The sequence below is a fragment of the uncultured Agitococcus sp. genome, assembly GCF_937920075.1.
Lineage (GTDB): Bacteria > Pseudomonadota > Gammaproteobacteria > Pseudomonadales > Moraxellaceae > Agitococcus.
In genome coordinates, this window is record NZ_CALETI010000393.1 from 1 (window position 1) to 24,462 (window position 24,462).

Consider the following 24,462-nt stretch of genomic DNA (forward strand, 5'->3'; position numbering starts at 1 on the left):
GCCAACACCATACCCCTCTAGGTCTCACATTCTTTCCACAGGCTTTACGTTTGGCCGAACTAGCCATAGGCATTAACGCTATAAATAGCATCAACACGCTGTTAAAGTAGGCTATTTTCAGGAGAGAATCAATACCTTTTGCTTAAAAAACATACTAAATAAGTAGGTTTTGATAGTTTTTTACGCTACAGTTCATAACCCCAACCGCAAGCGGCAGCTTAACTCTCAATAAAAATACAATTTCAAAAAAGCTGTAAGAGATTATTTACAGCTTTTTTATTGCCTTACAAGAACCAAACAATTATTCTCAAACTGCTTGTAACAAGCTCTATTACAAAAACTCAAATGGATACCCTCTAAAAAGGAATACGAATATGTCTCACTCTACTTGCCAATATTGCCTATCTCGCCGCCAATTTCTACAAACAGGCTTAGCCTTAGGCACAAGTTTATTGTTACCTAATCTCAGTCATGCAGGCGGTTTTGCCCAAAGTTTACAGGGAGAAACTTGGGTGAATGGTCGTATTGCTCACGATAAAACACGCATTAACGCCAATAGCTTTATCAAAACAACCACACATAGTGCTAGCTTTGTGATTGGTGATAATGCTTTTACCTTACGACCTAATAGCCAAGTGCGTTTTACACCTGTATCCCAACAAAGTAGATCGGTAATTACCAGTTTACGTTTATTAACAGGTGGCTTATTAAGTGTTTTTGGCAAAGGATCAAAACAACTGTTCACACCTGCTGCAACCATTGGCATTCGTGGCACAGGCGTTTATATGGAAAGTAATGCAGACAGTAGTTATGTGTGTTTATGTTATGGCAAAGTTGATTTAACCGCGAATGTCAAAGCAGCTCCAACCAATTTACTAGAAGCCACACACCATCAAGCCAAACGGATTCAGAACACAGGGTCTGTTGGCGATGAAGCAATGCTTAATCATACAGACGATGAATTAGTTTATCTAGAAAGTTTAGTGGGGCGAAAAGTTCCCTTTGCTTAATAAGCTTGCTATATTCTGTACGCTATTTTGTTTATGCCCTTTAATGACCCATTCATTTTTGGGCTATCCCAATAAAATTAATAGGTTATGTTATGGCATTAAAAATACATCACTTAAACTGTGGCACACTCTGCCCTCATGGTGCACCATTTATCAATGGGCATGGCAAAATCACTGATGATGGCAAAATGGTTTGTCATTGTTTGTTGATTGAAAGTAATGATGGCTTAGTCTTAGTTGATACAGGATTTGGTATTGAAGATGTCAAACATCCTAATCAGCGTTTAGGCTATGCCTTTGTTGCAGGCTCTCGCCCTGTTGCTGATTATCGTGAAACCGCTTATATGCAAGTTAAAGAGCTTGGTTTTAATCCAAGTGATGTTCGCCATATTTTAGTGACACATTTGGATTTAGATCATGCAGGCGGTTTAGCCGACTTTCCACACGCCAAAGTTCACATTTTTGCCCCAGAATTTAATGCGGCGATGAATCCAAATTGGCGCGAAAAACAGCGTTATAAGCCACATCAATGGGCGCATGGTGTTAACTGGCAAACCTATAAAACTGAAGGTGAAAAATGGCAGGGGTTTGATAGTATTCGTGCCATTCCAGAATTAAAAGATGAAATTTTATTAGTCCCTTTAGTTGGTCATACACGCGGTCATAGTGGCGTTGCCGTCAACACTCAAGATGGCTGGTTAATGCACTGTGGCGATGCCTATTTTCATCATAATCAAATTGCCGCTGACTCAAGCTGTCCCATTGGCTTAGATATGTTGCAATACACCTTAGCCGCTAATAATAAAGACCGTCTCTACAATACCAAACGTTTACAACAACTTGCCCAAAACAAAGGCCATGAAGTGCAATTATTTAGCGCGCATGACCCTGTTGAATTGGCTCGTTATCAGCATTAATTAACATTGCCCTTCGACTTCGCTCATGGCGCATTTTTGCATTGATTGAGTGAAGTCGAAACCAAATTAACTGACGATACTATTCTATAGAGAGGCAATTTCGTCTTTTATTATCAATAAACTAAGCTAATTGGATTTTATACTAGCCATATCTTTTTGATGATTTGTTGATATTCATGTTTTGGTTGTTTTCTCTCATTAGTCACGCACTCATCATCACTCAACTGCCATCAATTTTTACCATTCTACTGATTACTTTTGTTTGCACAGCCTTTGTTTCTTTGAGTATTGCTAATTATTTAGTTGATAAACGATGGTTATTATCAAAACTACTAAAAGCGTGTTTGTTAGCAAGTGTTTTAAGTTTTATGTTAATTAGTGCCGTTGTTTATGGTTTACAACAAGCCGAGATTTATCATTGGCATTTAGCATATAAACCTATTTTGGCTTTTGCCATTATTAGTTTACCGTGTGCCATTTGGTTAGTTAGCCTTAAATACTATTTAGAACACCGTTGGCCAAAATTACTATTAGTATTATTCATTAGCTTGTTAAATAATATTGCCCTGATTTTATTAATTGGCCATGCGGCAAAATGGGCAACCGATCATGGCTATTATGCCAGTCAATTACTCTTGTAAAGCTGCCGCCATCATTGCTTGTAACTCTTTAGCCAAGCTACGTTCATCTTTGCCATACACAGAGACACGCGGTAATATTTTTAATTCAACATGAATATGTTGCTCTTGAATCACTTTAAATAAATGCTCACCAAATTCATCATCACCAATAAAAGGCGCAACGGTATGTAAATTTCCTTGTTTATCAGTATAACGCAGGACAACTGGTTGAATATCCGAGCCTGTCACACAGGCAGCATGAAATAAATGATGAAAAAATCGTTTTAAACCTGTGCCATCTGTGGTTGTTCCTTCTGGAAAAAACAATACCGAACGCCCTACTTGTAAATGTTCAGCCATTTGTTTGGCTACGGCTTTAGAGTCTCCTGAGCCTCGTTTAATATATAAAGTACCACCTGCTTTGGCTAATCTCCCTACAACTGGCCATGCTTCTACTTCGGCTTTTGATAAAAAATGTACAGGAAAATGTGCGCCAATCACAGGAATATCTAACCAAGAGACATGATTACTTACCCATAACGCTGGTCGTTTATCAGCTCGACCTGTCACTTTAATCGTGACACCTAAAATTTGACATAAACGACGATGCCAAAATTTCACCACAGGTTGTTGAAAAGGTTTATGGGGGAAAAACAGCGCACCTGATGCTGTACCTAATACAAATCCTTCGCCTAAATGTACACCTATACGTGCTAATTTAAACCATCCTGTAAGTGATTTTGATTGAACCATCTGTAAAACCTAAGCTAATTTTAAAAAACGTTGGGCATAACGACCAGCCAAATGAGCAACGTCTAAGATAATAAAAACATCGGCACAATTAAAGTCTTGGTCATAATAAACTTGGCTAGCTAATTTAGCGTTCATACGCAAATAGGCTTTTAATAATGGCGGCAATGATAACTTACTATGAGTCATCACACTATTAACGTTTGTTTGTACAGGCAGGCTTCGTTTTGCAATAATTGCTAGCTCATCTGCCAAAAAATTTTCCTCATCTAAACTTGCAATGATTTGTGTGACAGGAACGGCTTGTTGCCCTAAAGGAATAGACGCGCAGCCAATTAGATAATTAAAATTTTCTGCCAATAAATACTCAGCCAATGCCGACCATAATACCGTAATTGCCGCACCTGAACGATAATCAGGATGCACACAAGTTCGACCAATTTCTAAAACTCTTCCCTTTAAGCTGGTCAATAATGTCGATAACTCAAACTCTTGCTGAGAATAAAACCCATTTAATAATCGTGCGTTATCATCGGTTAATAAACGTGTAGTGGCAATAATTGCGCCTGTATTGTTATCATAAACATTTAGATGCAAACAATATTCATCATAAATATCTTGATCTATCCCTTGTGCAAAACTCACACCATATTCTTGACCAAAAGTTTGGCTTCTTAATACTTGGGCTGCCAAAATTTGTTGTTGATTTGATGCAAATTTTGCGACAAATTTAGGTTGTTTATTAATAGCCCCTTGACTATTCTTTATAACAAAAGCTGTTTCGTTATAAATGGTTTGTGCTGACATAGTCATCATCTTTTGTCTTCTCCATCATGTCAATAACAAACACTATGAGTGATTTGCATGAAACGAAGATGAACAAAAAATGACACTTTGAGGACAATCGTTTTTTGTATAATTTTTTCCTTATTGACAAACTAATGATATCGATAGATTGTCTATTCAAATTAATAAAAGGACGTGATATGGATACTAATAACTCATCTGCATTATGGATGAATGAAACTTTACGACAATATGCACTCGATAACATTGGTATTAATGACGATCAGTGGCACGCCTTATGCCACCTCTTTTCTTCTGTAAACTCACAGCATACAACGATTAATGAGACTGTTAATTATAGTGTCGAAAATATTCATATCCTAGAAAGTAGCTTACAAAACAATCAAGTTTTATTAAGCACCGTATTGGATAATATGGGAGCTTGTGTATATATGAAATCTCTTGATGGTCGCTATTTATATGCGAATAATGCTTTAGCGGAAGTCGTAAAAAAATCTCCTTTGCATATTATTGGTTTACGCGATACTAATTTATTTACTCAGGCAGTAAGTGATCAATTAAAAATCAACGATCAAATAGTCATCGACAAAAACGAAAAACTAGCCACGCTCGAAACTTTACAACTGATTAATGATACCGAGCTAAAATATTATTGGTCTGTCAAAGTCCCTTTACATGATTCATCAGGAAAAATTTATGCGTTATTGGGCATGTCAACCGATATGACTGAACGTAAAAAGCTAGAAGATAATTTGCTTTATTTGGCAACGACAGATGAATTAACACAATTATATAATCGTCGCCAATTTTTACATCTATCTGAACAAACACTAAACCGCAGCAAACGTTATAACGAACCTTTAACGTTATTAATGTGTGATATAGACTTTTTTAAACACATTAATGATACTTTTGGCCATGCAGCAGGCGATTTAGTCTTACAAAAAGTATCACAAATTCTAAAATCAGCACTTCGTGAAACCGATATTGCAGGACGTGTAGGCGGTGAAGAATTTGCTATTTTATTAGTACAAACGCCACAAGAAATAAGCTTTGATGTTGCAGAGCGTTTACGCAAAAGTATAGAAAACTGTCCTATTTATCTGGAGGATGGCATCAATACAATCCCAATTACCGTCAGCATTGGTGTCGCTTCTCCAATATATCCTTATGAAACCTTGTCTAGCCTGATGCAACGTGCAGATCAGTCATTATATCAAGCTAAACGTAGTGGTCGTAATCAGGTGTGTTTAGCCGCTTAGAACTTTGACTCTCAGCCGCCAAAATTCTGTTCCCTGAGCGGAGTCGAAGGGTAAAAGAGCTCTCTCCCTATGGGAGAGAGCTAGAGTCAACGCAACAAAAAAGATTATTTTTTACGTACATTTTTACGATTAGTAATTAATGTACCAATACCTTCATCCGTAAAAATCTCTAATAACGCAGCATGAGGAACGCGTCCATCAATAATGTGAGCACTTATCACACCGCCTTTTACTGCATCCAACGCACAGGAAATTTTAGGAATCATACCACCATAAATTGTGCCATCGGCAATAAGATTATCAACATCCTGTGTACTTAAACCTGTTAAGATATTTTTGTTTTTATCTAATACACCTGTGATGTTAGTTAACAAAATGAGTTTTTCGGCTTTTAAGGCTTCTGCAACTTTACCTGCTACCAAATCGGCATTGATATTATAAGACTCACCTGCATCACCCACACCAACAGGCGCAATGACAGGAATAAAATCACTGGCCATAAACATTTCTAAAACATCAGTTTTGATGCCAGCAACTTCACCCACCTGACCAATATCAACTTGTTGAACTGAGCCATCTGCTTGAGTCTTTTCTAGGTACATTTTTTTGGCGCGAATTAAATTGCCATCTTTACCTGTTAAACCCATGGCACGACCGCCATTTTTGTTAATTAAATTAACAATAGATTTATTGACCAAGCCACCCAAGACCATTTCAACCACATCCATAGTTTCGGCATCAGTGACACGCATACCATCAATAAATTCAGATTGTTTACCAATTTTAGTTAATAAATCACCAATTTGTGGCCCACCACCATGCACCACGATAGGATTTAATCCCACAGTTTTTAACAATACAATATCGCGAGCAAACGAATTTTCTAACTCTGGATCAGTCATGGCATTGCCACCATATTTAACGACTACCGTTTTTCCTGCAAAACGTTGAATATATGGCAAAGCTTCGGTTAAAACCTGAGCAACATTTAATGCTGCGTCACGCGATAAGGTCATGTTTTTCCTCTAAAATTACAATGAAACTAACATCATAGGGTCTGCTTTTTGTAAAAGCTCTTTAAAGGTTGCTTTAATTTGCTGCAAACCTACTTCATCATTTGCCTCAAATCGGGCAACTAAATAAGAGCCTGTATTCGATGCCCTCACTACCCCCCAACCATACGCAAATTCAACACGTAAACCATCTGTGGTGTTAATTACTCCACCACTAATTTCACGGTTTTGAGCAATTAATGTTTCGATTAAACTGTGTTTACGCTCCTCATCAACCAAGATTTGAATTTCAGGTGTCACACAACGCTCAGGGAATTCCGCAAATAACTCATCAGCAGTTGCACCAAAATTATTCGCTAATATTTCTAAGAAACGTGCGGCAGCATATAAACCATCATCAAAACCACCCCAACGATCTTTAAAGCAGAAATGACCACTCATTTCACCTGCTAATAAAGCACCTGTTTGCTCCATGCCTGCTTTAATATAAGAGTGCCCCGTTTTAGTCATAATCGGTCGACCACCATTAGTGTTAATAATAGTGACTAAATCACGACTACATTTAACATCAAATAAAATATCCGCACCTGGTTGTGTTGCTAATAGCTCCTTAGCAAACAACATCAATAATTTATCACTGGCAATTACTTTGGTAGAACCCGTCACAATAACAACTCTGTCACCATCACCATCAAAGGCCAAACCTAAATCTGCACCACTAATTGCCACGTCACTCAATAAATCATCTAAATTTTCTAATTTACTTGGATCAGGATCATGGTTCGGGAAACTACCATCAGGTGTACAATACAACTCGCTGACTGTACACCCCAAATCTTTCAACATTTTGACAGCAAAAGGCCCAGCAACACCATTACCAGCATCAACAACCACATTAAAGCCATTGGCTAAAATCACATCATCATGGATAGCTTGTAAATAATCATCGGCAATGTCACGCATCACATAAGAGCCTTTACCTTTAACGAAATCTTTGTCCAAGATACGTTGGCGTAAAGCAGCAATTTCGGTATCAACTAAGGTGTGATGGCCTAACATAATTTTAAAGCCATTATCTGGTGCAGGATTATGACTAGCAGTGACCATAACACCACTACCCGTACCAATATTTTTGGCTGCATAATACAGAACAGGTGATGGGACTTCGCCGACATCAATGACATCACAACCCGTTTCTTGCAAACCAGCGACTAAAGACTTTAATAACTCTTCACTCGACAAACGCACATCTCGCCCTACTACAATCGTTGCTTCGCCACGATTACGTGCTTCTGTACCAATCGCCAAACCAATTTGATGTGCTAAAGCTGGCGTAATTTCACTATGTGCTTTACCCCGAATATCATAAGCCCTAAAGATATGTTTAGGTATGGCTGTTTCTTCAGCTAATTTTAATTGAGCTTTTTGGTATTCTAGAGAATTAGTATCAAGCTTTTGTTCTACTTTTTCTACGGATTGTGGTGCAATGTCTTTAATACTATCCAACGACAACATGTCTGCTTCGTTATATTTAGGCACATCTTCTTGCTTTTGCTTCAAACTATTGACATCAACAGCCGTCATTTCTAAAGCTTGATGATCTATGCTTGCCAGTTGATCCAATTCGCTTTTCTTTTCTTCTTGTTTAATCGTTGCTGCAATCACAGGATTAGCTACAAGCGTACCATGCAAATCTTTGGTAAGTTCAAAGTTAAGCGGTGTTGCAGGCTTTTCACCTTTAAGCATACTTTGAATAGCCGTCATATCTTGATTGAGTGTGTGGTCAAACTTGCGCACTAAACGGATCATACCAATAATCACGGCAATTGCTGACCCAAACAATACGCCAATAATAATATAAACTTTACTTTGTTTTTGTGGTGCTTCAATCAGCAAATACCAATTAGCATTAGCCACTTTAATTGGCGATGATTTTAAATTATCAGCATTCAAATTAATAATTGTCTCATCTTGACCTTCTTTTCCTAATTTTTGTACTAATTTGATTTTTCCTCCCTCTTTTTTACTAAAGCCTTCTAAACTTTTTTGTAAAAAATCAAACTCAGTATTAACGAGTAATAAGCCTTTACCGTCTGATAAGGGTTTAACCATCGCCAAAATACGCACACCATTATCGACACTCATTTCAGCGGCAACATTGCCACCTTGAGCCGCAGCGCGACGTAATAAATCTTGATTGCTAAAACTAAGCGATTTAGGCGTCGTTTCATCACCCGTTAGAACCACTTGTGCCAATACAGCACCTGCAATTTTTCCAACAATAATTTCAGAAGGCTGACTAGCTAATTGTTTAGCAAAGTCATCTTGCTGTTCTAAAAAGTTATTGACTACATCAACGGCTCGTTGTTCATATTGCTTAGCTTCTTCTACTTGCTGTCTTTTTTGGTCAGAAATAGCAATAAAACCAATCACCGCTATAATTACCAACAATAAGACAGTAACACCTATCACAAAAGGCATTGCCATCTTAAAAACCGTTTTTTGCTGAGCCAATTTTCTTCCCCTAATTCTAATCTTATCTATCTGGGTATCATTGTATTAGGCCAATATCCTAATGACTATATTAGGACGTCGCATCGCTCTACAATTAGCGTATTATCTGAACATCAAACCATTATGAGCTTAAAATAAGCAATAACTGTATAAATCTTATTAATGTCGGCCAGAATGACCAAAACCACCAGCTCCACGTTCGGTAGCTACAAATTCATCAACTACTGTTAAATCTGCTTGAATAACAGGCACAAGCACGTATTGTGCCAAACGTTCACCAACTTGAATAGTAAATGGTTGCTGACCACGATTCCAACAAGACAGCATTAGCTCGCCTTGATAATCAGAATCAATTAAACCTACTAAATTACCTAAAACAATACCATGTTTGTGACCTAAGCCCGAACGTGGCAATACTAAACCTGCATAAGCAGAGTCTTGAATATATAAAGCTAACCCTGTACCAATTAATTTTGTTTCACCGGCTGCTATAGTTAAAGGCTCGTTAATACACGCTCTTAAATCTAAGCCTGCCGAACCTGTTGTCGCATAACTCGGTAATGGAAACTCTGTGCCAATACGTTTATCTAAAACTTTAACTTGTAATTTCATAATTGATTCTGCAAAGGTAAAATAAAACTGATTAATTCTGTAGCTGCTTAGCACACAAATTCACTAATTGACGTGCAATGTAAGTTTTTGGCGATTTTTCTAACTTAGCCATACCATTTTGCCAAAACACAGTCATCGCATTATCATCACTTTGAAAGCCAATATCTGCGCGTGATACATCATTACATGCAATCATATCAAGATTTTTGTTTTTCAATTTACCACGTGCGTATTCTTCAACACGTTCTGTTTCGGCTGCAAACCCCAATACAAAAGGCTTATTAGGTAATGCCGCAATGGTAGCGACAATATCAGGATTTTTAACCAACTCAATGACAATATTATCACCTTGTTTTTTGATTTTTTGTTCTGCGACCGTTGCTGGCCGATAATCGGCGACTGCGGCTGTGGCAATAAACAAATCACACCCATCAGCGACTGCTTGTTGACTGGCTTGTAACATATCCATTGCACTAATCACTTTAATACGTTGAACACGGTCAGGTGTCGGTAAATGTACAGGCCCACTAATTAAAGTAACACTAGCACCTGCCTCAACACAGGCTTCGGCCAAACAAAAGCCCATTTTACCAGAACTATGATTAGTAATATAACGCACAGGATCTAAAGCTTCTTGAGTTGGCCCTGCGGTAATCACTACTTTTTTTCCTGTTAATGTGCCAACTGCAAACAAATCCGCACAACGCTGTGCTAAATCAACTGCTTCAGGCATTCTGCCCATACCCACATCACCACACGCTTGGCTACCAGCAGCAGGAGTAAATATGGTCACCCCCTGTTCGGCTAACTTAGCTAAATTTTCTTGGGTAACGTTTGCTGCCCACATTTGTTGGTTCATTGCAGGGGCAACAGCGCGTTTTGCGCGTGTCGCCAACCATAATGTGGTTAATAAATCATTGGCTATACCTTGTGCCAAACGCGCCAAAACATCGGCACTGGCTGGAGCAACCAAAATTAAATCAGCCCAACGCGCTAATTGAATATGTCCCATGCCTGCCTCAGCAGCAGAATCTAACAATTCAGTATGAACAGGATTTCCCGACAACGCTTGCATAGTTAAAGGCGTAATAAATTGCTGTGCTGCGGCTGTCATCACCACATGAACATCTGCACCAGCATCTTTTAAACGGCGAACTAAATCCGCACTTTTATAAGCAGCGATTCCACCACTCACAGCCAAGATAACACGTTTATGTTTTAAGGTTGCCAACATCGTTTATTCTTAAACATCATTAAATCAGCCGATAAAGATACCATAATCAAAGACCAGCGAAACATAGTTTTATGAACTTGTGGCTAGTAAAAAGTCATTTTTCTTATAGAATGTCACAGGTTTTACAAATTAGGATGATTTTTATGGCAATCAAGGACTGGCCAAATGCCGAACGGCCTCGTGAAAAACTTTTAGAACAAGGAGCAAGCTCTTTATCAGATGCAGAGTTATTAGCTTTATTTTTACGCACAGGTACTGTCAATAAATCTGCCGTTGATATTGGCCGAGATCTGATTAAACAGTTTGGCTCCTTACGTTGCTTATTAGAAGCTCCTACCGAACAAGTTTTAGCTCAAGAAGGGATTGGCGAAGCTAAATATTCCCTTTTACAAGCTTCTTTAGAATTAGGTCGTCGTTATCTGGCTCAATCTTTAGCCGAAAAAGAATTATTAACCAGCCCACAGATGGTAAAAAGTTTTTTACGCGCGCAATTACGCCATCATCAACAAGAGTTATTTGCTGCCTTATTTTTAGATAATCAAAATCGTCTGATTCGTTTTGAGATTCTGTTTACAGGTACTTTAGATAGCTGTGCTGTGCATCCTCGCGAAGTCCTCAAACGCGCCTTAGCACTACATTCAGCAAGTTTAATTTTGGCACACAATCATCCCTCTGGTTATCCCGAACCCTCAGCCGCCGATCACAGTATTACCGAACGATTAAAATCAGCGTTAGCTTTGGTTGATATTCGTGTTTTAGATCATTTAATTGTTGGTGAATATGAGACTCTTTCTTTTGCTGAGCGTGGATTTATATAATTTCAATTGCTTAATATGCCATTCATACTTATAATTTGCCCCCCTTATAGATATCTTTGTCTATAAACTAGCGAAGCTTGATACTAAGTTTCATACTCCTTGCCCCTACATTACGTTTGGGCTGTTAACCCGTAAGGAGCAATCATGCGTCATTACGAAATCGTTTTACTGGTACACCCAGACCAAAGCGAACAAGTCTCTGCAATGATAGAGCGTTACACGGCTACTGTTAAAGATTCTGGCGGTCAAGTACACCGTTTAGAAGATTGGGGTCGTCGTCAATTAGCTTACCCAATCAACAAAATCCATAAAGCTCATTATGTGTTGTTGAATGTCGAATGCGATCAAAAAATCGTTGACGAATTAGGCGAAGCTTTCCGTTATAACGATGCCATCATCCGTAACGTTATCATCCGTCGTGATGAAGCCATTACTGGTGAGTCTTTATTAGCTAAGAGTGCAGAAGAAAAACGCGCTCGTAAAGCTGCTCGTTCTGAAGATGTCGCTTTAGACAGCGAAGGCTAATTATTAGGAGAGTTGTTATGGCACGTTTTTATCGTCGTCGCAAATTCTGCCGTTTTACTGCAGAAAACACCACATACATTGACTACAAAGATTTAGAAACTTTGAAGCAATACATCACTGAAAACGGCAAAATTGTACCAAGTCGTATTACTGGTACTAAAGCGCGTTATCAGCGTCAATTGGCATTAGCCATCAAGCAAGCTCGCTACTTGGCTTTGCTCCCTTATACCGACAACCATCAGTAAGAGGTGTGCAATGGAAGTCATTCTGCTTGAAAAAGTTGCTAACTTAGGTGCTTTAGGCACAAAAGTTAACGTTAAACCAGGTTATGGCCGTAACTTCTTGATCCCTCAAGGTAAAGCAGTTCCAGCAACCAAAGCTAACTTAGAAGCTTTTGAAGCACGTCGTGCTGAATTAGAGCGTCAAGAAGCTGAAACTTTAGCCGCTGCCCAAGCTCGTGCAGAACAATTAGCAACATTAGCTGTTGTTATTGCTGCTAAGTCTGGTGACGAAGGTAAATTATTCGGTTCTGTAGGTACTCGTGACATCGCTGAAGCAGTAACTGCTGCTGGTGTTGCTGTAAACAAACTCGAAGTACGTTTACCAAACGGCGCATTACGCAATACAGGCGAATACAAAATCGCTTTACAATTGCATAGCGATGTAATGGCAGAAGTTGCTGTTACTATCGTTGCTGAGTAATCTGGTAAGTCTTACTAGACCACTCAAAAAAAGCACTATTGTTTTCAACAATGGTGCTTTTTTATTTTGTCGTTTATTTGCTCACATTGTCATCGTGTTCAACGATTTCATGTTCGCAAAACACGCTAATTTCGATGAAATACATAAGTCGTAATCTCTCGTTTATAGTTTGTCAAGACTAACAAAACAGCTTTAAAAAGCCTATTATCTATATAGGCGCACTGCTCTGTAAAAATTCAAAAAGTACACGACAAACCCAACCTCAATTTGATATCTGATTAGCTATGAATACCAATCTGCAATTTGCTGATGACGATGTCGTCACTTCGCTACGAGTTCCACCTCATAGCTTAACGCTTGAGCAAGCGGTGTTAGCTGGTTTGATGATGGAACCTGAAGTGTGGGATAATCTTGAATCGGTAATCGGTGAACAAGATTTTTACTCGCCTCGTCATCGGATGATTTTTGCAGCAATTGCCCATTTAATTCGTTTGGAACAACCCTGTGATGCTTTATTGGTTGCCAAACACATGGAAGATACAGGCAAACTCGACAAAGCAGGTGGTGAAGCTTATTTAGAACAGATTTTAAGAGACTCACCTGCCACAACGACCAATATTTTAATTTATGCCGAACGGATTCGTGAATTTTCGGTATTACGCCAATTAATTACCTCAACTAATGAAATTGCTAATTTGGCTTATCATCCCAAAGGTGAATCAGCATTAACCATTTTAGATCAGGCTGAAACTAAGATTTTTGCGATTGCTGAACAACAAAAAAATCGTAGTGTCAAAAATGGCCCACAACTGATTAAACCTTTATTAGCACAAACCATTCAAAAAATTGATGAGCTTTATCATTCTACCGAACCTTTAACAGGGCTAAGTACAGGATTTACCGATTTAGACAAACGTACTTCGGGTTTGCAAGGCGGTAGTTTGGTAATTGTTGCTGCTCGTCCAAGTATGGGTAAAACCACCTTTGCCATGAATTTGGTCGAAAGTATTATTTTTAATACTCAATTGCCTGCTTTAGTATTTTCGATGGAAATGCCTTCGGAACAATTATTATTAAGGATGTTGTCATCTATTGGTGGGGTCGATCAAGGCCGTGTGCGCTCAGGTAAATTAGAAGATGAAGATTGGCCACGTATTACCTCGGCCATGACCCAACTTAGTGAAAAACTGTTATATATTGACGATAGTGCTGCCCTACCACCCTCCGAATTACGCGCGCGCGCACGCCGAGTAGCACGTGAACATGGTGGCAAAATGGGCTTAATCATGGTTGACTATTTACAATTAATGCGTGTACCGGGTTTTGACGCAGGTAATCGAGTTAACGAAGTTGGTGAAATTTCTCGCTCGTTAAAAGCCTTGTCTAAAGAATTAGATTGTCCTGTCGTGGCCTTATCACAATTAAGTCGTAATGTTGAACAACGCCCCAATAAACGCCCTGTCATGTCTGACTTACGCGAATCTGGTGCTATTGAGCAAGACGCTGATTTAATTATGTTTATTTATCGAGATGAGGTATATAATCCCGAATCAAAAGATAAAGGCACTGCCGAAATCATTATTGCTAAACAACGTAACGGCCCAATTGGTACTTCACGCTTAGCGTTTTTGGGTCATTTAACCAAGTTTGGTGATTTAGCTCCCGAATACTACCGCCCTGATGATGAATAATGCGTGACGCTCAACTAATTATCAACCGAGATGCTTTATTACATAATCTGCAACAAGTAAAACATCATGCACCACAAGCCAAGGTTTTAGCGATGGTTAAAGCCGATGCTTATGGTCATGGTGCGTTATTAATTGCCCAAACCTTAGCACCTCATGTTGATGCGTTGGGCGTTGCATTCTTAGATGAAGCCTTAGCGTTACGTCAGGCAGGCATTTCTTGCCCGATTGCTATTTTAGAAGGCATATTTAGTATCCAAGAATTAGAACAAGCCTTGGCTGCCCAATGTTATTTGGTTGTTCATCAACAACAGCAACTTGATTTATTAGCCAATTATCAAGGCACAGACCAAACACACATTTGGTTAAAAATTGATAGTGGCATGCACCGCCTAGGTTTTGCACCAGAACTTGCTCTATCTGCATATCAACAATTATCAACCCTGAACTGTGTCCAAGAAATTATTTTAACCAGTCATTTTGCTTGTGCTGATGATCCGAGTTCAATCAAAACCCAACAACAAATTGACGTGCTTAATCAACTTTATCAACAACTTCCTCAAACTTTATCCCGTAGTTTTGCCAATTCTGCGGCAATTTTGGCTTGGCCAAATACTCATCATCAATGGGTTAGACCGGGGATTATGCTCTATGGTAGCTCCCCTTTTATTCATAAAACAGCCAAAAAATTAAACCTACAAGCCGTGATGACGCTAAAAACCAAAGTGATTGCCTTACGAACTATTAATGCAGGTGAAACCGTAGGTTATGGCAGCTCATGGCAAGCTTCACGCCAAACTCGTTTAGCGGTGATTGCTATTGGTTATGGTGATGGTTATCCACGTCATATTAACACCAATACACCAGTGTTAATTAATGGTCAACGTTGTTTTATTGTTGGTCGGGTGAGTATGGATATGATTACGGTTGATGTGACTGGGCTTGATGTAACTTTAGGTGATGAAGTGATTTTATGGGGACAAGACCTGAGTGCTGATGAAATTGCTGGCTATGCCCAAACCATTAGTTATGAGCTTTTTTGTCAAATCACACCAAGAGTTAAACGTTTAGTCACTTAAAGCATATCAATATATTTTTTAGACTAAAACAATCTATCAACTTTTTTATCATCAGCTATATTTAAATTGAAGGTTAAATTTTTTAGGAGAAAACAAATTATAAGTCGCTCTTTAAAACAATTTGTCTTTTAATATTTAAGGTGGCAACGCCTTTATAGTCCGTCATGCAGACGAACCAACCCCACAAACTCTACGGTTTAGCTGGGGTTTTTAATTTTTACCAACTGCACGCCAAAGGCTTACCATTGCGCGCTATAATTTTTTCTTTAGCTTGTTGGGCTATAGGCCTAATTTGCTCGGCTGTTATACTTTGCTCATTTTCCAAACGTGCTAATAATTGATCAATTTTTTCAACAGCACGATACCCCGCAACATCACCCAATACTGTTAATGCTTCAATATTAAGACTATTTATATCACGATTTAGATTATTCAATAACATCACCATCACCGCTGGATGACAAGTTTGACTCAATAACAATGCGACATTTTTGACAATTAATTTATCTTGATCAGCATCTAACATATTAATCAAACGCTGCAATGCAACATCTGGTAAATTCGCTGCATAAGGGGAAAGTGCTTGAACAGCCGCTAAACGCACCTGTGCATCTGGTGCAACTAAGGCTTTAGCTAACTGATCTGGACTGGTCATTGCTTTAACATCAGCAATCGTCAAAATGGGCTCAGGGGTATCGGGTCTTTTGGGAAGTTGATAAGGTTCTGGCTCACTTTGCACAACAGGAGCTTCGATAACAGGTGGTGTTTTTGGCTGATTGTTTTGTGTCGGTGCTTCTTCCGAATTACTACATGCGGAGATGACTAAAGCCAATAAAACAACGTAATACCCTTTTTTTATCAACATGTTTCTTAAATCCACTGATAAGCGACAATTGTAGTCGCATCTACTTTGCTTATTTTAACAAAACCACGTAACCTAATACGATCAATTTATTTATGCCAAAGCTTACCATGAGTTGCTAAGCTTTCACTTATATTGCCTAAAATTATGAGTAAAATCAAAACTTCTTATAGCTGTCATGCTTGTGGTAGCTCTTTTTCTAAATGGGCTGGCCAATGCAGTGAATGTGGTGCATGGAATAGTATCCACGAAGTTAAAGCTGATACTAGCCTCAGCCCTCGCCAACGTGGCAACTATGCAGGTCAAGCCAGTACCGTGACTATTTTAGATCAAGTCAGTATTGATGCCATTGATCGCACACATACAGGACTTTCTGAATTAGACAGAGTCTTGGGAGGCGGCTTAGTGGCTGGTTCTGTCGTGTTAATTGGCGGTGATCCTGGTATTGGTAAATCAACGATTTTATTACAAACATTGACTCATCTTGCCCAACAACATAACGCCCTTTATATCACGGGTGAAGAGTCTTTATCACAGGTTGCAATGCGCGGCAAACGCCTAGAATTACCGTGCGATAAAGTTAAAATCATGGCCGAAACCTGCGTTGAAAACATTGTTGCCACTTTACGCAGCGAAAAGCCAGCCGTTGCGGTGATTGACTCGATCCAAACCTTATATACCGAAGCCTTACAATCTGCACCAGGTGGTGTTTCTCAGGTACGTGAATCGGCTGCTTTATTAACCCGCTATGCCAAACAAAGTGGCACTGCCCTGTTTTTGGTGGGTCATGTAACTAAAGAAGGCTCTTTGGCTGGCCCTCGCGTCTTGGAACATATGGTTGATTGTGTATTGTATTTTGAAGGCGAATCTGATTCGCGCTTTAGAATGATTCGGGCGGTAAAAAATCGTTTTGGCGCGGTCAATGAATTGGGCGTATTTGCCATGACTGATCGAGGTTTACGCGAAGTGGCTAATCCTTCAGCGATATTTTTATCGCGTTATGAAGAACCCATTGCAGGTTCGGTGGTAATGGTCAGCCGTGAAGGTACACGTCCTCTACTCGTAGAAGTTCAAGCCTTAGTCGATGACTCCTTTGCTAATCCTCGCCGTGTTGCGATTGGTCTAGATCAAAATCGTTTAGCGATGTTATTAGCCATTTTGCATCGTCATGGTGGTGTACACACCATGGGTCAAGATGTGTTTGTTAACGTGGTTGGTGGTGTGAAAGTTTTAGAAACTGGCTCAGATTTAGCCGTATTATTAGCGGTGACTTCTAGCTTACGTGGTCAAGCATTATCTGCTGATTTAGCCGTATTTGGCGAAGTTGGTTTGTCTGGCGAAATTAGGCCTGTCCCTAATGGTCAGGAGCGGTTACGCGAAGCCGCCAAACATGGTTTTAAACGTGCTATTGTGCCAAAAGCCAACGTGCCACGCCAAACGATCGAAGGCATGGAAGTTATTGGCGTTGGTAGATTACATGAAGCATTAGCTGCTGTTTAGATTTTATCTTCACCGTGGCTTTGTTGTTCTAACTCTAAAGCCTCAACAAGATTTTTAAAAGTTGCCTGATTTTGTTCGCTTAAACCCATTAATACTCTATGGGCTGATATAACTTTTTCCATCATTTCGTGTTCGGAAGGCTCTGATTCTGGCAATTCATTTAAACATTCTTCGTGACATTCACATGCCAAAATAATAAATACTTGATCAAAGCCCATGCTTTCTAATAGTCGAGTAATATCTGGATTCGTTGACAAAATAATGGGTTTACGTTGATTATGCATTTGCAAAAAAACGGCTGTTTTTGCAATCATTCCCAATGCGGTACTATCAATATAATCAGTTTCGGTTAAATCAACTAAGATTGCAGATAACTCACTATCAACAAACATTTTTTCTAAAAAGTCATCTAAGGTCGCACACATCGGTGCGCGTACCTCACCTGTAAATTTTAGAACATAAGTACCATGATGAATGGCAAATAAAATATGGCCTGAAGGCATACTACACTCGATTAATTACAAGCAAAGCGACATCGTCTGGTAAAGGATCGTCTTCGCTTAAATTTAATTCTTTCACTAAATCATCAACATTTTTTACATTCATTGCCATCGCTTGCAATCGCTTTTCCTTTTCTAGTGCCGACCCCTTGGGCAACACATCAAGCACACCATCAGATGTTGCAATAAATGTAAAATGTGGTTCTAAATCCATCGTGTGTTCTTCGTGATGTACCTCTTTAAATAAGCCCAAAGGTAAACCTCTTCCTCCTAAAGACATCACTCGACCATTGTTAATTAAAATAGGTGGTGGATAATGTGCCGCCACACTATAAGTAAAACGATTATGCTCAAAGTCTATCACACCACAGAACATTGCTAAATGCTTTCCCATACGAGCTGCGATTAATTCATCATTAATCATGGCTAATATTCTAGCAGGTGCTACAACATTTACCGTAGTTTTACGTTCGTAATGTTTTTGAATTCTATTGGTAATTGCTTTTAAAAAAACCGTCACAAAGGCACTTGCTGCACCATGACCTGATACATCGGCTAAATAAAAGCCTAATTTGCCTTCACCTATTTTAAAATAGTCAATAAAATCACCTGATAAATATAATGAAGGCAAAATACGATGCGTGACAATACAATCTGCAAAAGCTTGATACGGTGTTTGCGGTAATAATCTAAATTGAATACGACGACCTGCTTCTTGATCTTCTTGCAGGGTTTCTAAACTTCTCGCCAACTCAGCATTTGCTGCTTCTAATTGCTGTTGGTATTCTCGATTTTGTTTTAATAAACGCCCACGTTCCAACGCACGTTTTACGGTATGATCTAAAACAACAATGCCTCTATTAAGAAAAAAATGGTCTATTGCCCCATTTTTTAAACCTTCTAAAACTTGATCCATTTCTACATCATTCGAAACGGTCACTATAGGTGTTTCAGGATTATCTTGAGCAAAATGATTAAGCGTATCGCCTTCAATCAAACTCAGATCAACCAGTAAAAGTTGTTGATGATTGGCTTGAAAATTTATAATTGCTGCTTCTAGGTTTGGCTCACTAACAACTGTATGGCCTATATGCTCTAATACATCCACCAACCACTGACGAGTCTCGGCATTTGGATATACGACCAATATAAAACCACAGTCTTGCTGAAAGTGAATCATTTTCTTAAATTCCTAAAACAGAACCCATGTTACTGGGCTGCCTCATTTGATTCATCATCCATATCATCCATAAAACTGTCTTTAACCTTGCCATCCTGCACTAGAAATTCTCTACGCTGCAAATAAATATCTCTTAAAAATAAATATTCATCGCCTTCAATAATTTTTTCTATTGGAATTAAATCTGCTCTTGTATCAACAACTTGTAATCCTGCTAAAGCCATATTCAGTGGAGCATCATCTAACAAATTGCGTGGATTAACCAACATATCTAAAGGCTTAGCCAAGGCATCTCGTACAGAACTTGGGCCTAAAAATGGCAACATCACATAAGCACCAGATGAAGCTCCCCATTTACCAAAAGTTTGGCCAAAATCTTCTTCATGTTTGACTAAACCCATATGGCTAGCAACATCAGCAAAGCCCAAACTAGTGATTGTATTAACCAAAAAACGACCTGTATCACTTGCAGCTTGTTGGCCTTTTCCTTGTAAGCCATTATTGATTATCACTAAAGGTTGCTGAAGATTATCAAAAAAACGGGTAATACTATTATCAACAATATCAGGAGTAGCAGCTCGATAACCACGCGCAATAGGTTTTAACACATACGTATCTGCATTTTTATTAAATGCAAATATTTTACGATTTACATTTTCCCAAGGATCTGGATTCTCAGTGGCAATTGCATGTTGAGAGCTAATAACTATAAGTGTACACACACAAGCGTTGGCTAAATGACGAAACATACCCTCTGCTCTATATTTATTTGTTGTGGGCTGATTGTAAGCAAGAACGATAGCAAAAAGAACCAGTTTTATTGTCTTTATTTGTGTTTTGGATGAAAAAAATTGATTTTACGCACTTTTTTACAATTTTGATGATTTTATCAGTCTCAATGATTCCTAGATAACGCCCAAAATAATTTGTTTATCTAATAAGGTAGCCAATAATTGTTTAAAAGGGACTTCAAGGGCTAGTTGTGACTGTTGTAATTGCTGAGCTAATATGTCTAACAAATGTTGACCTGTCATCGTTTGATTCTCTTGTAACAACTGAACAACCTGTAAAGATAAAGGATTCAACTCCATCATTTGTACGTCATTTTCTAGATTTCTATACATCAAAATATAAGTGACTGATGACAAATTATTTTTATCTTTATTCATCTGATGAACAGGCCATTGATATACCAAAGGCCACACAAAGGGATTTAAGACAGGAATATTTGTCAACAAATCACCCTGTTGATAATCAGGCCATACGCCTTCGGCAATATCAGCAGCAATTTCTGCCCACTCAAAATGTGCTAATTCTAATAACCAAGGATAATCTGCCAACAAATGCCTTTGAGTTGTTAAATACTGATAAAACTCAGATGAAATGTCATAAAAATAGGGACTTTGACAATGATGATTGGCAAAAAAATCGTCTAGCAATTGTTGCCATACTTCGGTGCTGAGTTGTTGTTGCAGCAACGGGAAAGCACTATTAACAAAACTACTGACATTATTAAAAAACAACTCACGATAAATTGTTAAACGTCTTTGTTCAATCTGTGGCTGAGGGGATGTTTGAGGATGACGTAACCAGTTTGTCCATTGTTGTTGTAAAGCGGCGAAATCACTCATTTTTTATTCGCTCCTTGACGTTGATAATCACGAATAGTTTCTACTTCTTGTATCAACTCAATAATCGGCGGAATATTAAAATCGCGTTCTAATAATGTTGGTAATACACCATGTCTCTGATAGGTATATTTTAATAATTGCCAAGCATCAGCACAGACATCGTCACCATGTGTATCAATGCGCAAATCTTCCGCTTCAACATAATGCCCTGCAATATGCAAATAACGAATACGCTCTGTAGGCAATTTATCAATAAAATTAATAGCTTGATAAGAATGATTAATGCTATTTACTAAGACATTATTTACATCTAACAATAAATCACAATCTGCTTCGGTGATGACGGCTAATAAAAACTCTAATTCACTTAAATCTTGGCATGGTGCAGCATAATAAGAGACATTTTCTAAAGCAATGCGTTGTTGCAAGATATCTTGTACTTGCTGAATGCGTTGGGCAACATGTTTAACTGCCTCCTCCGTAAACGGAATTGGCAACAAGTCATACAAATGCCCTTCATCACCCGTATAACTTAAATGTTCTGAATAACATTTAATATCAAAGTCTTGTATAAACTTTTTAATGTTATTTATAAACTCAATATCGAGTGGTTTTAAACCACCAATCGACAAAGACAAACCATGAGCAACGATGGGAAAACGCTCACCATAAGCCATTAATTGTTGACGATAACGCCCCCCCATACCTATCCAATTTTCGGGGGCAACCTCAAAAAAGTCAGGCATTGATAATTGAGACTCCGATTCTAATAGCTCACGCATAAAACTGCGACGCAATCCCAAACCAGAGCCATAAATTTTTTTACTCATATTATCAATACCTTAACCATCTTTTCTAATGTAACTATTTAGATGAACCGCATTTACCCTCACCACATTTGCCTTCTTTCATCATTTTTTTATGTAATCCTTTACGTTCATCAGCACTTAACATACCATCTTTATTTGTATCTGCTTCGTTAAACATTTGCTCATGACGTGTCATAAACTCTTGTTTAGAAACATTACCATCTTTATTTGTATCTGCTGGTGGGTTTTTCATTTTTCCGCCACACTTGCCTTCGCCACATTTGCCCTCTTTTGCTTTTTCTTCGGCTTTCATACTACCACCGCATTTGCCCTCACCACATTTACCTTCATGATTGGTATGATTACTTGCAATAGTCATTGAGCTAAGAGGCTTAGCAACAAAGGGATTATTATCAGCTTGGACAGGCACAGTCACTGTCGCTGCTAACACGGCAGCAACAGATGTTAAAGAAGATAATTTCATTATGGTTTACTCCAGTATTTTTTGACTAAAAGAGACATCAAGTTATCTCTGATTATTTAGAGTAAATAAAGGCCGATTTTGTTACATCTATGTATTGATTTTTTGCACAATAAAAAAGAGACACCGAAGTGTCTCTTTTTTGACAAGAAATTAGACTTTTAGATCGCTAATACTTGTTGGAACAATGCTTTTTGTTCAGCACTTGGACGGGCTGTTTGTAAAGCCATTAATTTGGTCATGTCGCCTTCAGCTTTGATTTGGCCACTCATGAAAGCTTGCATAGCAGCACTCATATCAAACTCTAAAAATACTTTCTTTAATACATCAGCATTTAAAGTTAATTTGGTAGAAGCATTAGCATTTAAACCTTTTTCTAACTTGCCACCATTAATAGCCATTTCTACATTGCCATTTTCTGTGCCAGTTACCACTAAATTTAAAACAATACCTGCTAATGCTGGTGGTAAATTTAAGTCACCAGCAGCCGCAGTTAATTCAGCAACTTTATCGAACCAAGCATCAGATAAAAAACTTGTCATTTTTTCTTTCCTCTTTGAATACCAATATTAGGTAGGGTTTTAAGCCACCGTACCGTAACCGATTGCTTGCTCGGTTGGCAACTAGCGATTGCTTAAACAGTACATTTTTTCGATAAGACTGTCTGTTTTTTAAGCCTTCGTAATGAGAATACTGCTCATAATCACTTATTTTAATGATGATATCTTATATAGCATCTATAGTTAACAGACTTATTTTAGAGTTTACATCAAAAAAATAGCGATTTTTTATACATTAGTCTCAAGAAAATACACAATAAATCGACAATACCGATGCAGAAAAGCTAAAAAAGCAATAGAATATGCGCGAGTTGGGGGATGTTTTTGTTTTAAAGCTTCATCGTTACCCTCGCTTTGGAACGGACACCAATCATAAATTAGTGCTGCAAGGTACTAATGATGTGTAGGTTATCGACGCAACTCCTGTTAGTGCTAAACCTGTTCATCTTGTGTTTGTTGTTCATTACAGCGCAAGGAAGTAACTTTGAGGCATTAAATCAGAATAATTCCCCTATTAACCTTGTGGTTTAAGGAGCAATGCATGAGTCACAGCCACACCAGTAACGCACCAATAGCGTACGAAATGGGAGTAGTTCGACAATTTGCCATCATGACCGTGATTTGGGGAATTGTTGGAATGGCCGTGGGCGTATTTATTGCCGCCCAGTTAGTTTGGCCTGCTCTTAATTTTGATACGCCTTGGTTAACCTATAGCCGTTTACGTCCGTTACATACGAATGCGGTTATTTTTGCTTTTGGCGGATGCGCTTTATTCGCCACCTCGTACTATATTGTCCAACGTACCTGTCAAACAGCATTATTCATGCCTAATCTTGCTAAGTTTACCTTTTGGGGCTGGCAATTAGTCATTCTTTCAGCAGCAATTTCCTTACCATTAGGTTATACCTCTGCCAAAGAATATGCTGAATTAGAGTGGCCGATTGACTTGTTAATTGCTGTGGTGTGGGTTGCTTATGCTGTTGTTTTCTTTGGCACAATTGCTAAACGCACAACATCTCACATCTATGTAGCTAACTGGTTCTTAGGTGCGTTTATTATTACTATTGCCGTATTGCATATTATTAATAGCATGGCTGTGCCTGTAAGCTTGACCAAGTCTTACTCTATGTATAGTGGTGCTACTGATGCGATGATTCAATGGTGGTATGGCCATAATGCAGTAGGTTTCTTCTTAACGGCTGCTTTCTTGGGTATGATGTATTACTTCATTCCTGTACAAGTAGGTCGTCCAGTTTATTCTTACCGTTTATCTGTTGTTCACTTCTGGGCATTAATTTCTGTTTATATGTGGGCTGGTGGTCATCATTTACACTACACCGCATTACCAGATTGGACTCAATCTTTGGCAATGGCCTTCTCCTTAGTGT

At 38.6% G+C, this 24,462-nt stretch carries 26 protein-coding genes; 12 read left to right on the top strand and 14 right to left on the bottom strand.

Features of this window, described 5'->3' with window-relative positions; genetic code table 11:
* Window positions 1-374 precede the first annotated feature (374 nt).
* The 3 genes from Q0212_RS13315 to Q0212_RS13325 all read left to right on the top strand — a co-directional run bounded on the left by Q0212_RS13315 (window position 375) and on the right by Q0212_RS13325 (window position 2,568).
* A complete protein-coding gene (locus Q0212_RS13315; RefSeq protein ID WP_297926328.1) occupies window positions 375-1,010 on the top strand; it encodes a FecR domain-containing protein in 636 nt (211 codons plus the stop codon).
* A 92-nt stretch (window positions 1,011-1,102) separates the two neighbouring features.
* Complete coding sequence (locus tag Q0212_RS13320) at window positions 1,103-1,927, top strand: MBL fold metallo-hydrolase (RefSeq protein WP_297926329.1); 825 nt, start codon at window positions 1,103-1,105, stop codon at window positions 1,925-1,927.
* Window positions 1,928-2,103: 176 nt separating this feature from the next.
* Window positions 2,104-2,568, top strand: coding sequence for a hypothetical protein (locus Q0212_RS13325; RefSeq protein WP_297926332.1), 465 nt, complete (start codon window positions 2,104-2,106; stop codon window positions 2,566-2,568).
* On the opposite strand, the gene Q0212_RS13330 is transcribed toward Q0212_RS13325, so the two are convergent.
* Both Q0212_RS13330 and Q0212_RS13335 read right to left on the bottom strand, forming a co-directional pair.
* On the bottom strand, window positions 2,557-3,300 hold the full coding sequence (locus Q0212_RS13330; RefSeq protein WP_297926334.1) for a 1-acyl-sn-glycerol-3-phosphate acyltransferase: 744 nt from the start codon (window positions 3,298-3,300) through the stop codon (window positions 2,557-2,559). The genes Q0212_RS13325 and Q0212_RS13330 overlap by 12 nt on opposite strands.
* A 9-nt stretch (window positions 3,301-3,309) precedes the next feature.
* Window positions 3,310-4,113, bottom strand: a complete 804-nt coding sequence (locus Q0212_RS13335; RefSeq protein ID WP_297926336.1) for a GNAT family N-acyltransferase — start codon at window positions 4,111-4,113, stop codon at window positions 3,310-3,312.
* A 170-nt stretch (window positions 4,114-4,283) separates the two neighbouring features.
* On the opposite strand from Q0212_RS13335, the gene Q0212_RS13340 reads away from it, so the two are divergent.
* Complete coding sequence (locus Q0212_RS13340) at window positions 4,284-5,366, top strand: GGDEF domain-containing protein (protein ID WP_297926338.1); 1,083 nt, start codon at window positions 4,284-4,286, stop codon at window positions 5,364-5,366.
* A 104-nt stretch (window positions 5,367-5,470) separates the two neighbouring features.
* On the opposite strand, the gene argB is transcribed toward Q0212_RS13340, so the two are convergent.
* From argB to coaBC, 4 genes are all read right to left on the bottom strand, one after another.
* Window positions 5,471-6,382, bottom strand: coding sequence for an acetylglutamate kinase (argB, locus tag Q0212_RS13345; RefSeq protein WP_297926339.1), 912 nt, complete (start codon window positions 6,380-6,382; stop codon window positions 5,471-5,473).
* A gap of 15 nt (window positions 6,383-6,397) precedes the next feature.
* The gene (locus Q0212_RS13350) at window positions 6,398-8,893 is read right to left on the bottom strand and encodes a phosphomannomutase/phosphoglucomutase (RefSeq protein WP_297926341.1); all 2,496 of its coding nucleotides are present in this window, start codon (window positions 8,891-8,893) and stop codon (window positions 6,398-6,400) included.
* Window positions 8,894-9,052: 159 nt separating this feature from the next.
* Entirely contained in the window at window positions 9,053-9,505 is a 453-nt protein-coding gene (dut, locus tag Q0212_RS13355; RefSeq protein ID WP_297926344.1) for a dUTP diphosphatase, read from the bottom strand.
* A gap of 31 nt (window positions 9,506-9,536) precedes the next feature.
* On the bottom strand, window positions 9,537-10,739 hold the full coding sequence (coaBC, locus tag Q0212_RS13360) for a bifunctional phosphopantothenoylcysteine decarboxylase/phosphopantothenate--cysteine ligase CoaBC (RefSeq protein WP_297926347.1): 1,203 nt from the start codon (window positions 10,737-10,739) through the stop codon (window positions 9,537-9,539).
* Between the two features lie 143 nt (window positions 10,740-10,882).
* Between coaBC and radC the strand changes: the two genes are divergently transcribed.
* The 6 genes from radC (at window position 10,883) to alr (ending at window position 15,551) form a co-directional block, all read left to right on the top strand.
* Window positions 10,883-11,557 (top strand): DNA repair protein RadC, encoded by a 675-nt coding sequence (radC, locus tag Q0212_RS13365; RefSeq protein ID WP_297926349.1) that lies wholly within the window; start codon window positions 10,883-10,885, stop codon window positions 11,555-11,557.
* A 144-nt stretch (window positions 11,558-11,701) separates the two neighbouring features.
* Complete coding sequence (rpsF, locus tag Q0212_RS13370) at window positions 11,702-12,082, top strand: 30S ribosomal protein S6 (protein WP_297926351.1); 381 nt, start codon at window positions 11,702-11,704, stop codon at window positions 12,080-12,082.
* Window positions 12,083-12,099: 17 nt separating this feature from the next.
* Complete coding sequence (gene rpsR, locus Q0212_RS13375) at window positions 12,100-12,327, top strand: 30S ribosomal protein S18 (protein WP_107865809.1); 228 nt, start codon at window positions 12,100-12,102, stop codon at window positions 12,325-12,327.
* Window positions 12,328-12,337: 10 nt separating this feature from the next.
* Window positions 12,338-12,784: a 50S ribosomal protein L9 gene (rplI, locus tag Q0212_RS13380; RefSeq protein WP_297926355.1), complete on the top strand. Its 447-nt coding sequence runs from the start codon at window positions 12,338-12,340 to the stop codon at window positions 12,782-12,784.
* Between the two features lie 284 nt (window positions 12,785-13,068).
* Window positions 13,069-14,475, top strand: a complete 1,407-nt coding sequence (gene dnaB / locus Q0212_RS13385) for a replicative DNA helicase (RefSeq protein ID WP_297926356.1) — start codon at window positions 13,069-13,071, stop codon at window positions 14,473-14,475.
* A complete protein-coding gene (alr, locus tag Q0212_RS13390) occupies window positions 14,475-15,551 on the top strand; it encodes an alanine racemase (protein ID WP_297926359.1) in 1,077 nt (358 codons plus the stop codon). The genes dnaB and alr overlap by 1 nt, the downstream gene beginning before the upstream one ends.
* A gap of 217 nt (window positions 15,552-15,768) precedes the next feature.
* Here the strand turns inward: alr and Q0212_RS13395 are convergent, their stop codons facing one another.
* Window positions 15,769-16,416: a hypothetical protein gene (locus tag Q0212_RS13395; RefSeq protein WP_297926360.1), complete on the bottom strand. Its 648-nt coding sequence runs from the start codon at window positions 16,414-16,416 to the stop codon at window positions 15,769-15,771.
* Between the two features lie 144 nt (window positions 16,417-16,560).
* On the opposite strand from Q0212_RS13395, the gene radA reads away from it, so the two are divergent.
* Complete coding sequence (gene radA / locus Q0212_RS13400) at window positions 16,561-17,913, top strand: DNA repair protein RadA (protein ID WP_297926362.1); 1,353 nt, start codon at window positions 16,561-16,563, stop codon at window positions 17,911-17,913.
* Here the strand turns inward: radA and Q0212_RS13405 are convergent.
* The 7 genes from Q0212_RS13405 to Q0212_RS13435 all read right to left on the bottom strand — a co-directional run bounded on the left by Q0212_RS13405 (window position 17,910) and on the right by Q0212_RS13435 (window position 23,056).
* Entirely contained in the window at window positions 17,910-18,416 is a 507-nt protein-coding gene (locus Q0212_RS13405; protein WP_297926364.1) for an STAS domain-containing protein, read from the bottom strand. The genes radA and Q0212_RS13405 overlap by 4 nt on opposite strands.
* Window position 18,417: 1 nt before the next feature.
* Complete coding sequence (locus tag Q0212_RS13410; protein ID WP_297926366.1) at window positions 18,418-19,593, bottom strand: SpoIIE family protein phosphatase; 1,176 nt, start codon at window positions 19,591-19,593, stop codon at window positions 18,418-18,420.
* Window positions 19,594-19,622: 29 nt separating this feature from the next.
* On the bottom strand, window positions 19,623-20,342 hold the full coding sequence (locus Q0212_RS13415) for a VacJ family lipoprotein (protein ID WP_297926368.1): 720 nt from the start codon (window positions 20,340-20,342) through the stop codon (window positions 19,623-19,625).
* A gap of 156 nt (window positions 20,343-20,498) precedes the next feature.
* Window positions 20,499-21,224, bottom strand: coding sequence for a putative DNA-binding domain-containing protein (locus tag Q0212_RS13420; RefSeq protein WP_297926370.1), 726 nt, complete (start codon window positions 21,222-21,224; stop codon window positions 20,499-20,501).
* On the bottom strand, window positions 21,221-22,054 hold the full coding sequence (locus Q0212_RS13425; RefSeq protein WP_297926371.1) for a DUF692 domain-containing protein: 834 nt from the start codon (window positions 22,052-22,054) through the stop codon (window positions 21,221-21,223). The genes Q0212_RS13420 and Q0212_RS13425 overlap by 4 nt, the downstream gene beginning before the upstream one ends.
* Before the next feature lie 34 nt (window positions 22,055-22,088).
* On the bottom strand, window positions 22,089-22,517 hold the full coding sequence (locus tag Q0212_RS13430; protein WP_297926373.1) for a hypothetical protein: 429 nt from the start codon (window positions 22,515-22,517) through the stop codon (window positions 22,089-22,091).
* 158 nt (window positions 22,518-22,675) lie between these two features.
* The gene (locus tag Q0212_RS13435) at window positions 22,676-23,056 is read right to left on the bottom strand and encodes an SCP2 sterol-binding domain-containing protein (protein WP_297926375.1); all 381 of its coding nucleotides are present in this window, start codon (window positions 23,054-23,056) and stop codon (window positions 22,676-22,678) included.
* Between the two features lie 559 nt (window positions 23,057-23,615).
* Between Q0212_RS13435 and Q0212_RS13440 the strand changes: the two genes are divergently transcribed.
* Window positions 23,616-24,462 (top strand): cbb3-type cytochrome c oxidase subunit I (locus Q0212_RS13440; RefSeq protein WP_297926377.1); only part of this gene is annotated, 847 nt, incomplete at its 3' end.

Bases quoted from the DNA above. Each gene is read 5' to 3' on its own strand.
- Q0212_RS13315 (WP_297926328.1), top strand. From the start codon at position 375: ATGTCTCACTCTACTTGCCAATATTGCCTATCTCGCCGCCAATTTCTA.
- Q0212_RS13320 (WP_297926329.1), top strand. From the start codon at position 1,103: ATGGCATTAAAAATACATCACTTAAACTGTGGCACACTCTGCCCTCAT.
- Q0212_RS13325 (WP_297926332.1), top strand. From the start codon at position 2,104: ATGTTTTGGTTGTTTTCTCTCATTAGTCACGCACTCATCATCACTCAA.
- Q0212_RS13330 (WP_297926334.1), bottom strand. From the start codon at position 3,300: ATGGTTCAATCAAAATCACTTACAGGATGGTTTAAATTAGCACGTATA.
- Q0212_RS13335 (WP_297926336.1), bottom strand. From the start codon at position 4,113: ATGATGACTATGTCAGCACAAACCATTTATAACGAAACAGCTTTTGTT.
- Q0212_RS13340 (WP_297926338.1), top strand. From the start codon at position 4,284: ATGGATACTAATAACTCATCTGCATTATGGATGAATGAAACTTTACGA.
- argB (WP_297926339.1), bottom strand. From the start codon at position 6,382: ATGACCTTATCGCGTGACGCAGCATTAAATGTTGCTCAGGTTTTAACC.
- dut (WP_297926344.1), bottom strand. From the start codon at position 9,505: ATGAAATTACAAGTTAAAGTTTTAGATAAACGTATTGGCACAGAGTTT.
- coaBC (WP_297926347.1), bottom strand. From the start codon at position 10,739: ATGTTGGCAACCTTAAAACATAAACGTGTTATCTTGGCTGTGAGTGGT.
- radC (WP_297926349.1), top strand. From the start codon at position 10,883: ATGGCAATCAAGGACTGGCCAAATGCCGAACGGCCTCGTGAAAAACTT.
- rpsF (WP_297926351.1), top strand. From the start codon at position 11,702: ATGCGTCATTACGAAATCGTTTTACTGGTACACCCAGACCAAAGCGAA.
- rpsR (WP_107865809.1), top strand. From the start codon at position 12,100: ATGGCACGTTTTTATCGTCGTCGCAAATTCTGCCGTTTTACTGCAGAA.
- rplI (WP_297926355.1), top strand. From the start codon at position 12,338: ATGGAAGTCATTCTGCTTGAAAAAGTTGCTAACTTAGGTGCTTTAGGC.
- dnaB (WP_297926356.1), top strand. From the start codon at position 13,069: ATGAATACCAATCTGCAATTTGCTGATGACGATGTCGTCACTTCGCTA.
- alr (WP_297926359.1), top strand. From the start codon at position 14,475: ATGCGTGACGCTCAACTAATTATCAACCGAGATGCTTTATTACATAAT.
- Q0212_RS13395 (WP_297926360.1), bottom strand. From the start codon at position 16,416: ATGTTGATAAAAAAAGGGTATTACGTTGTTTTATTGGCTTTAGTCATC.
- radA (WP_297926362.1), top strand. From the start codon at position 16,561: ATGAGTAAAATCAAAACTTCTTATAGCTGTCATGCTTGTGGTAGCTCT.
- Q0212_RS13405 (WP_297926364.1), bottom strand. From the start codon at position 18,416: ATGCCTTCAGGCCATATTTTATTTGCCATTCATCATGGTACTTATGTT.
- Q0212_RS13410 (WP_297926366.1), bottom strand. From the start codon at position 19,593: ATGATTCACTTTCAGCAAGACTGTGGTTTTATATTGGTCGTATATCCA.
- Q0212_RS13415 (WP_297926368.1), bottom strand. From the start codon at position 20,342: ATGTTTCGTCATTTAGCCAACGCTTGTGTGTGTACACTTATAGTTATT.
- Q0212_RS13420 (WP_297926370.1), bottom strand. From the start codon at position 21,224: ATGAGTGATTTCGCCGCTTTACAACAACAATGGACAAACTGGTTACGT.
- Q0212_RS13425 (WP_297926371.1), bottom strand. From the start codon at position 22,054: ATGAGTAAAAAAATTTATGGCTCTGGTTTGGGATTGCGTCGCAGTTTT.
- Q0212_RS13430 (WP_297926373.1), bottom strand. From the start codon at position 22,517: ATGAAATTATCTTCTTTAACATCTGTTGCTGCCGTGTTAGCAGCGACA.
- Q0212_RS13435 (WP_297926375.1), bottom strand. From the start codon at position 23,056: ATGACAAGTTTTTTATCTGATGCTTGGTTCGATAAAGTTGCTGAATTA.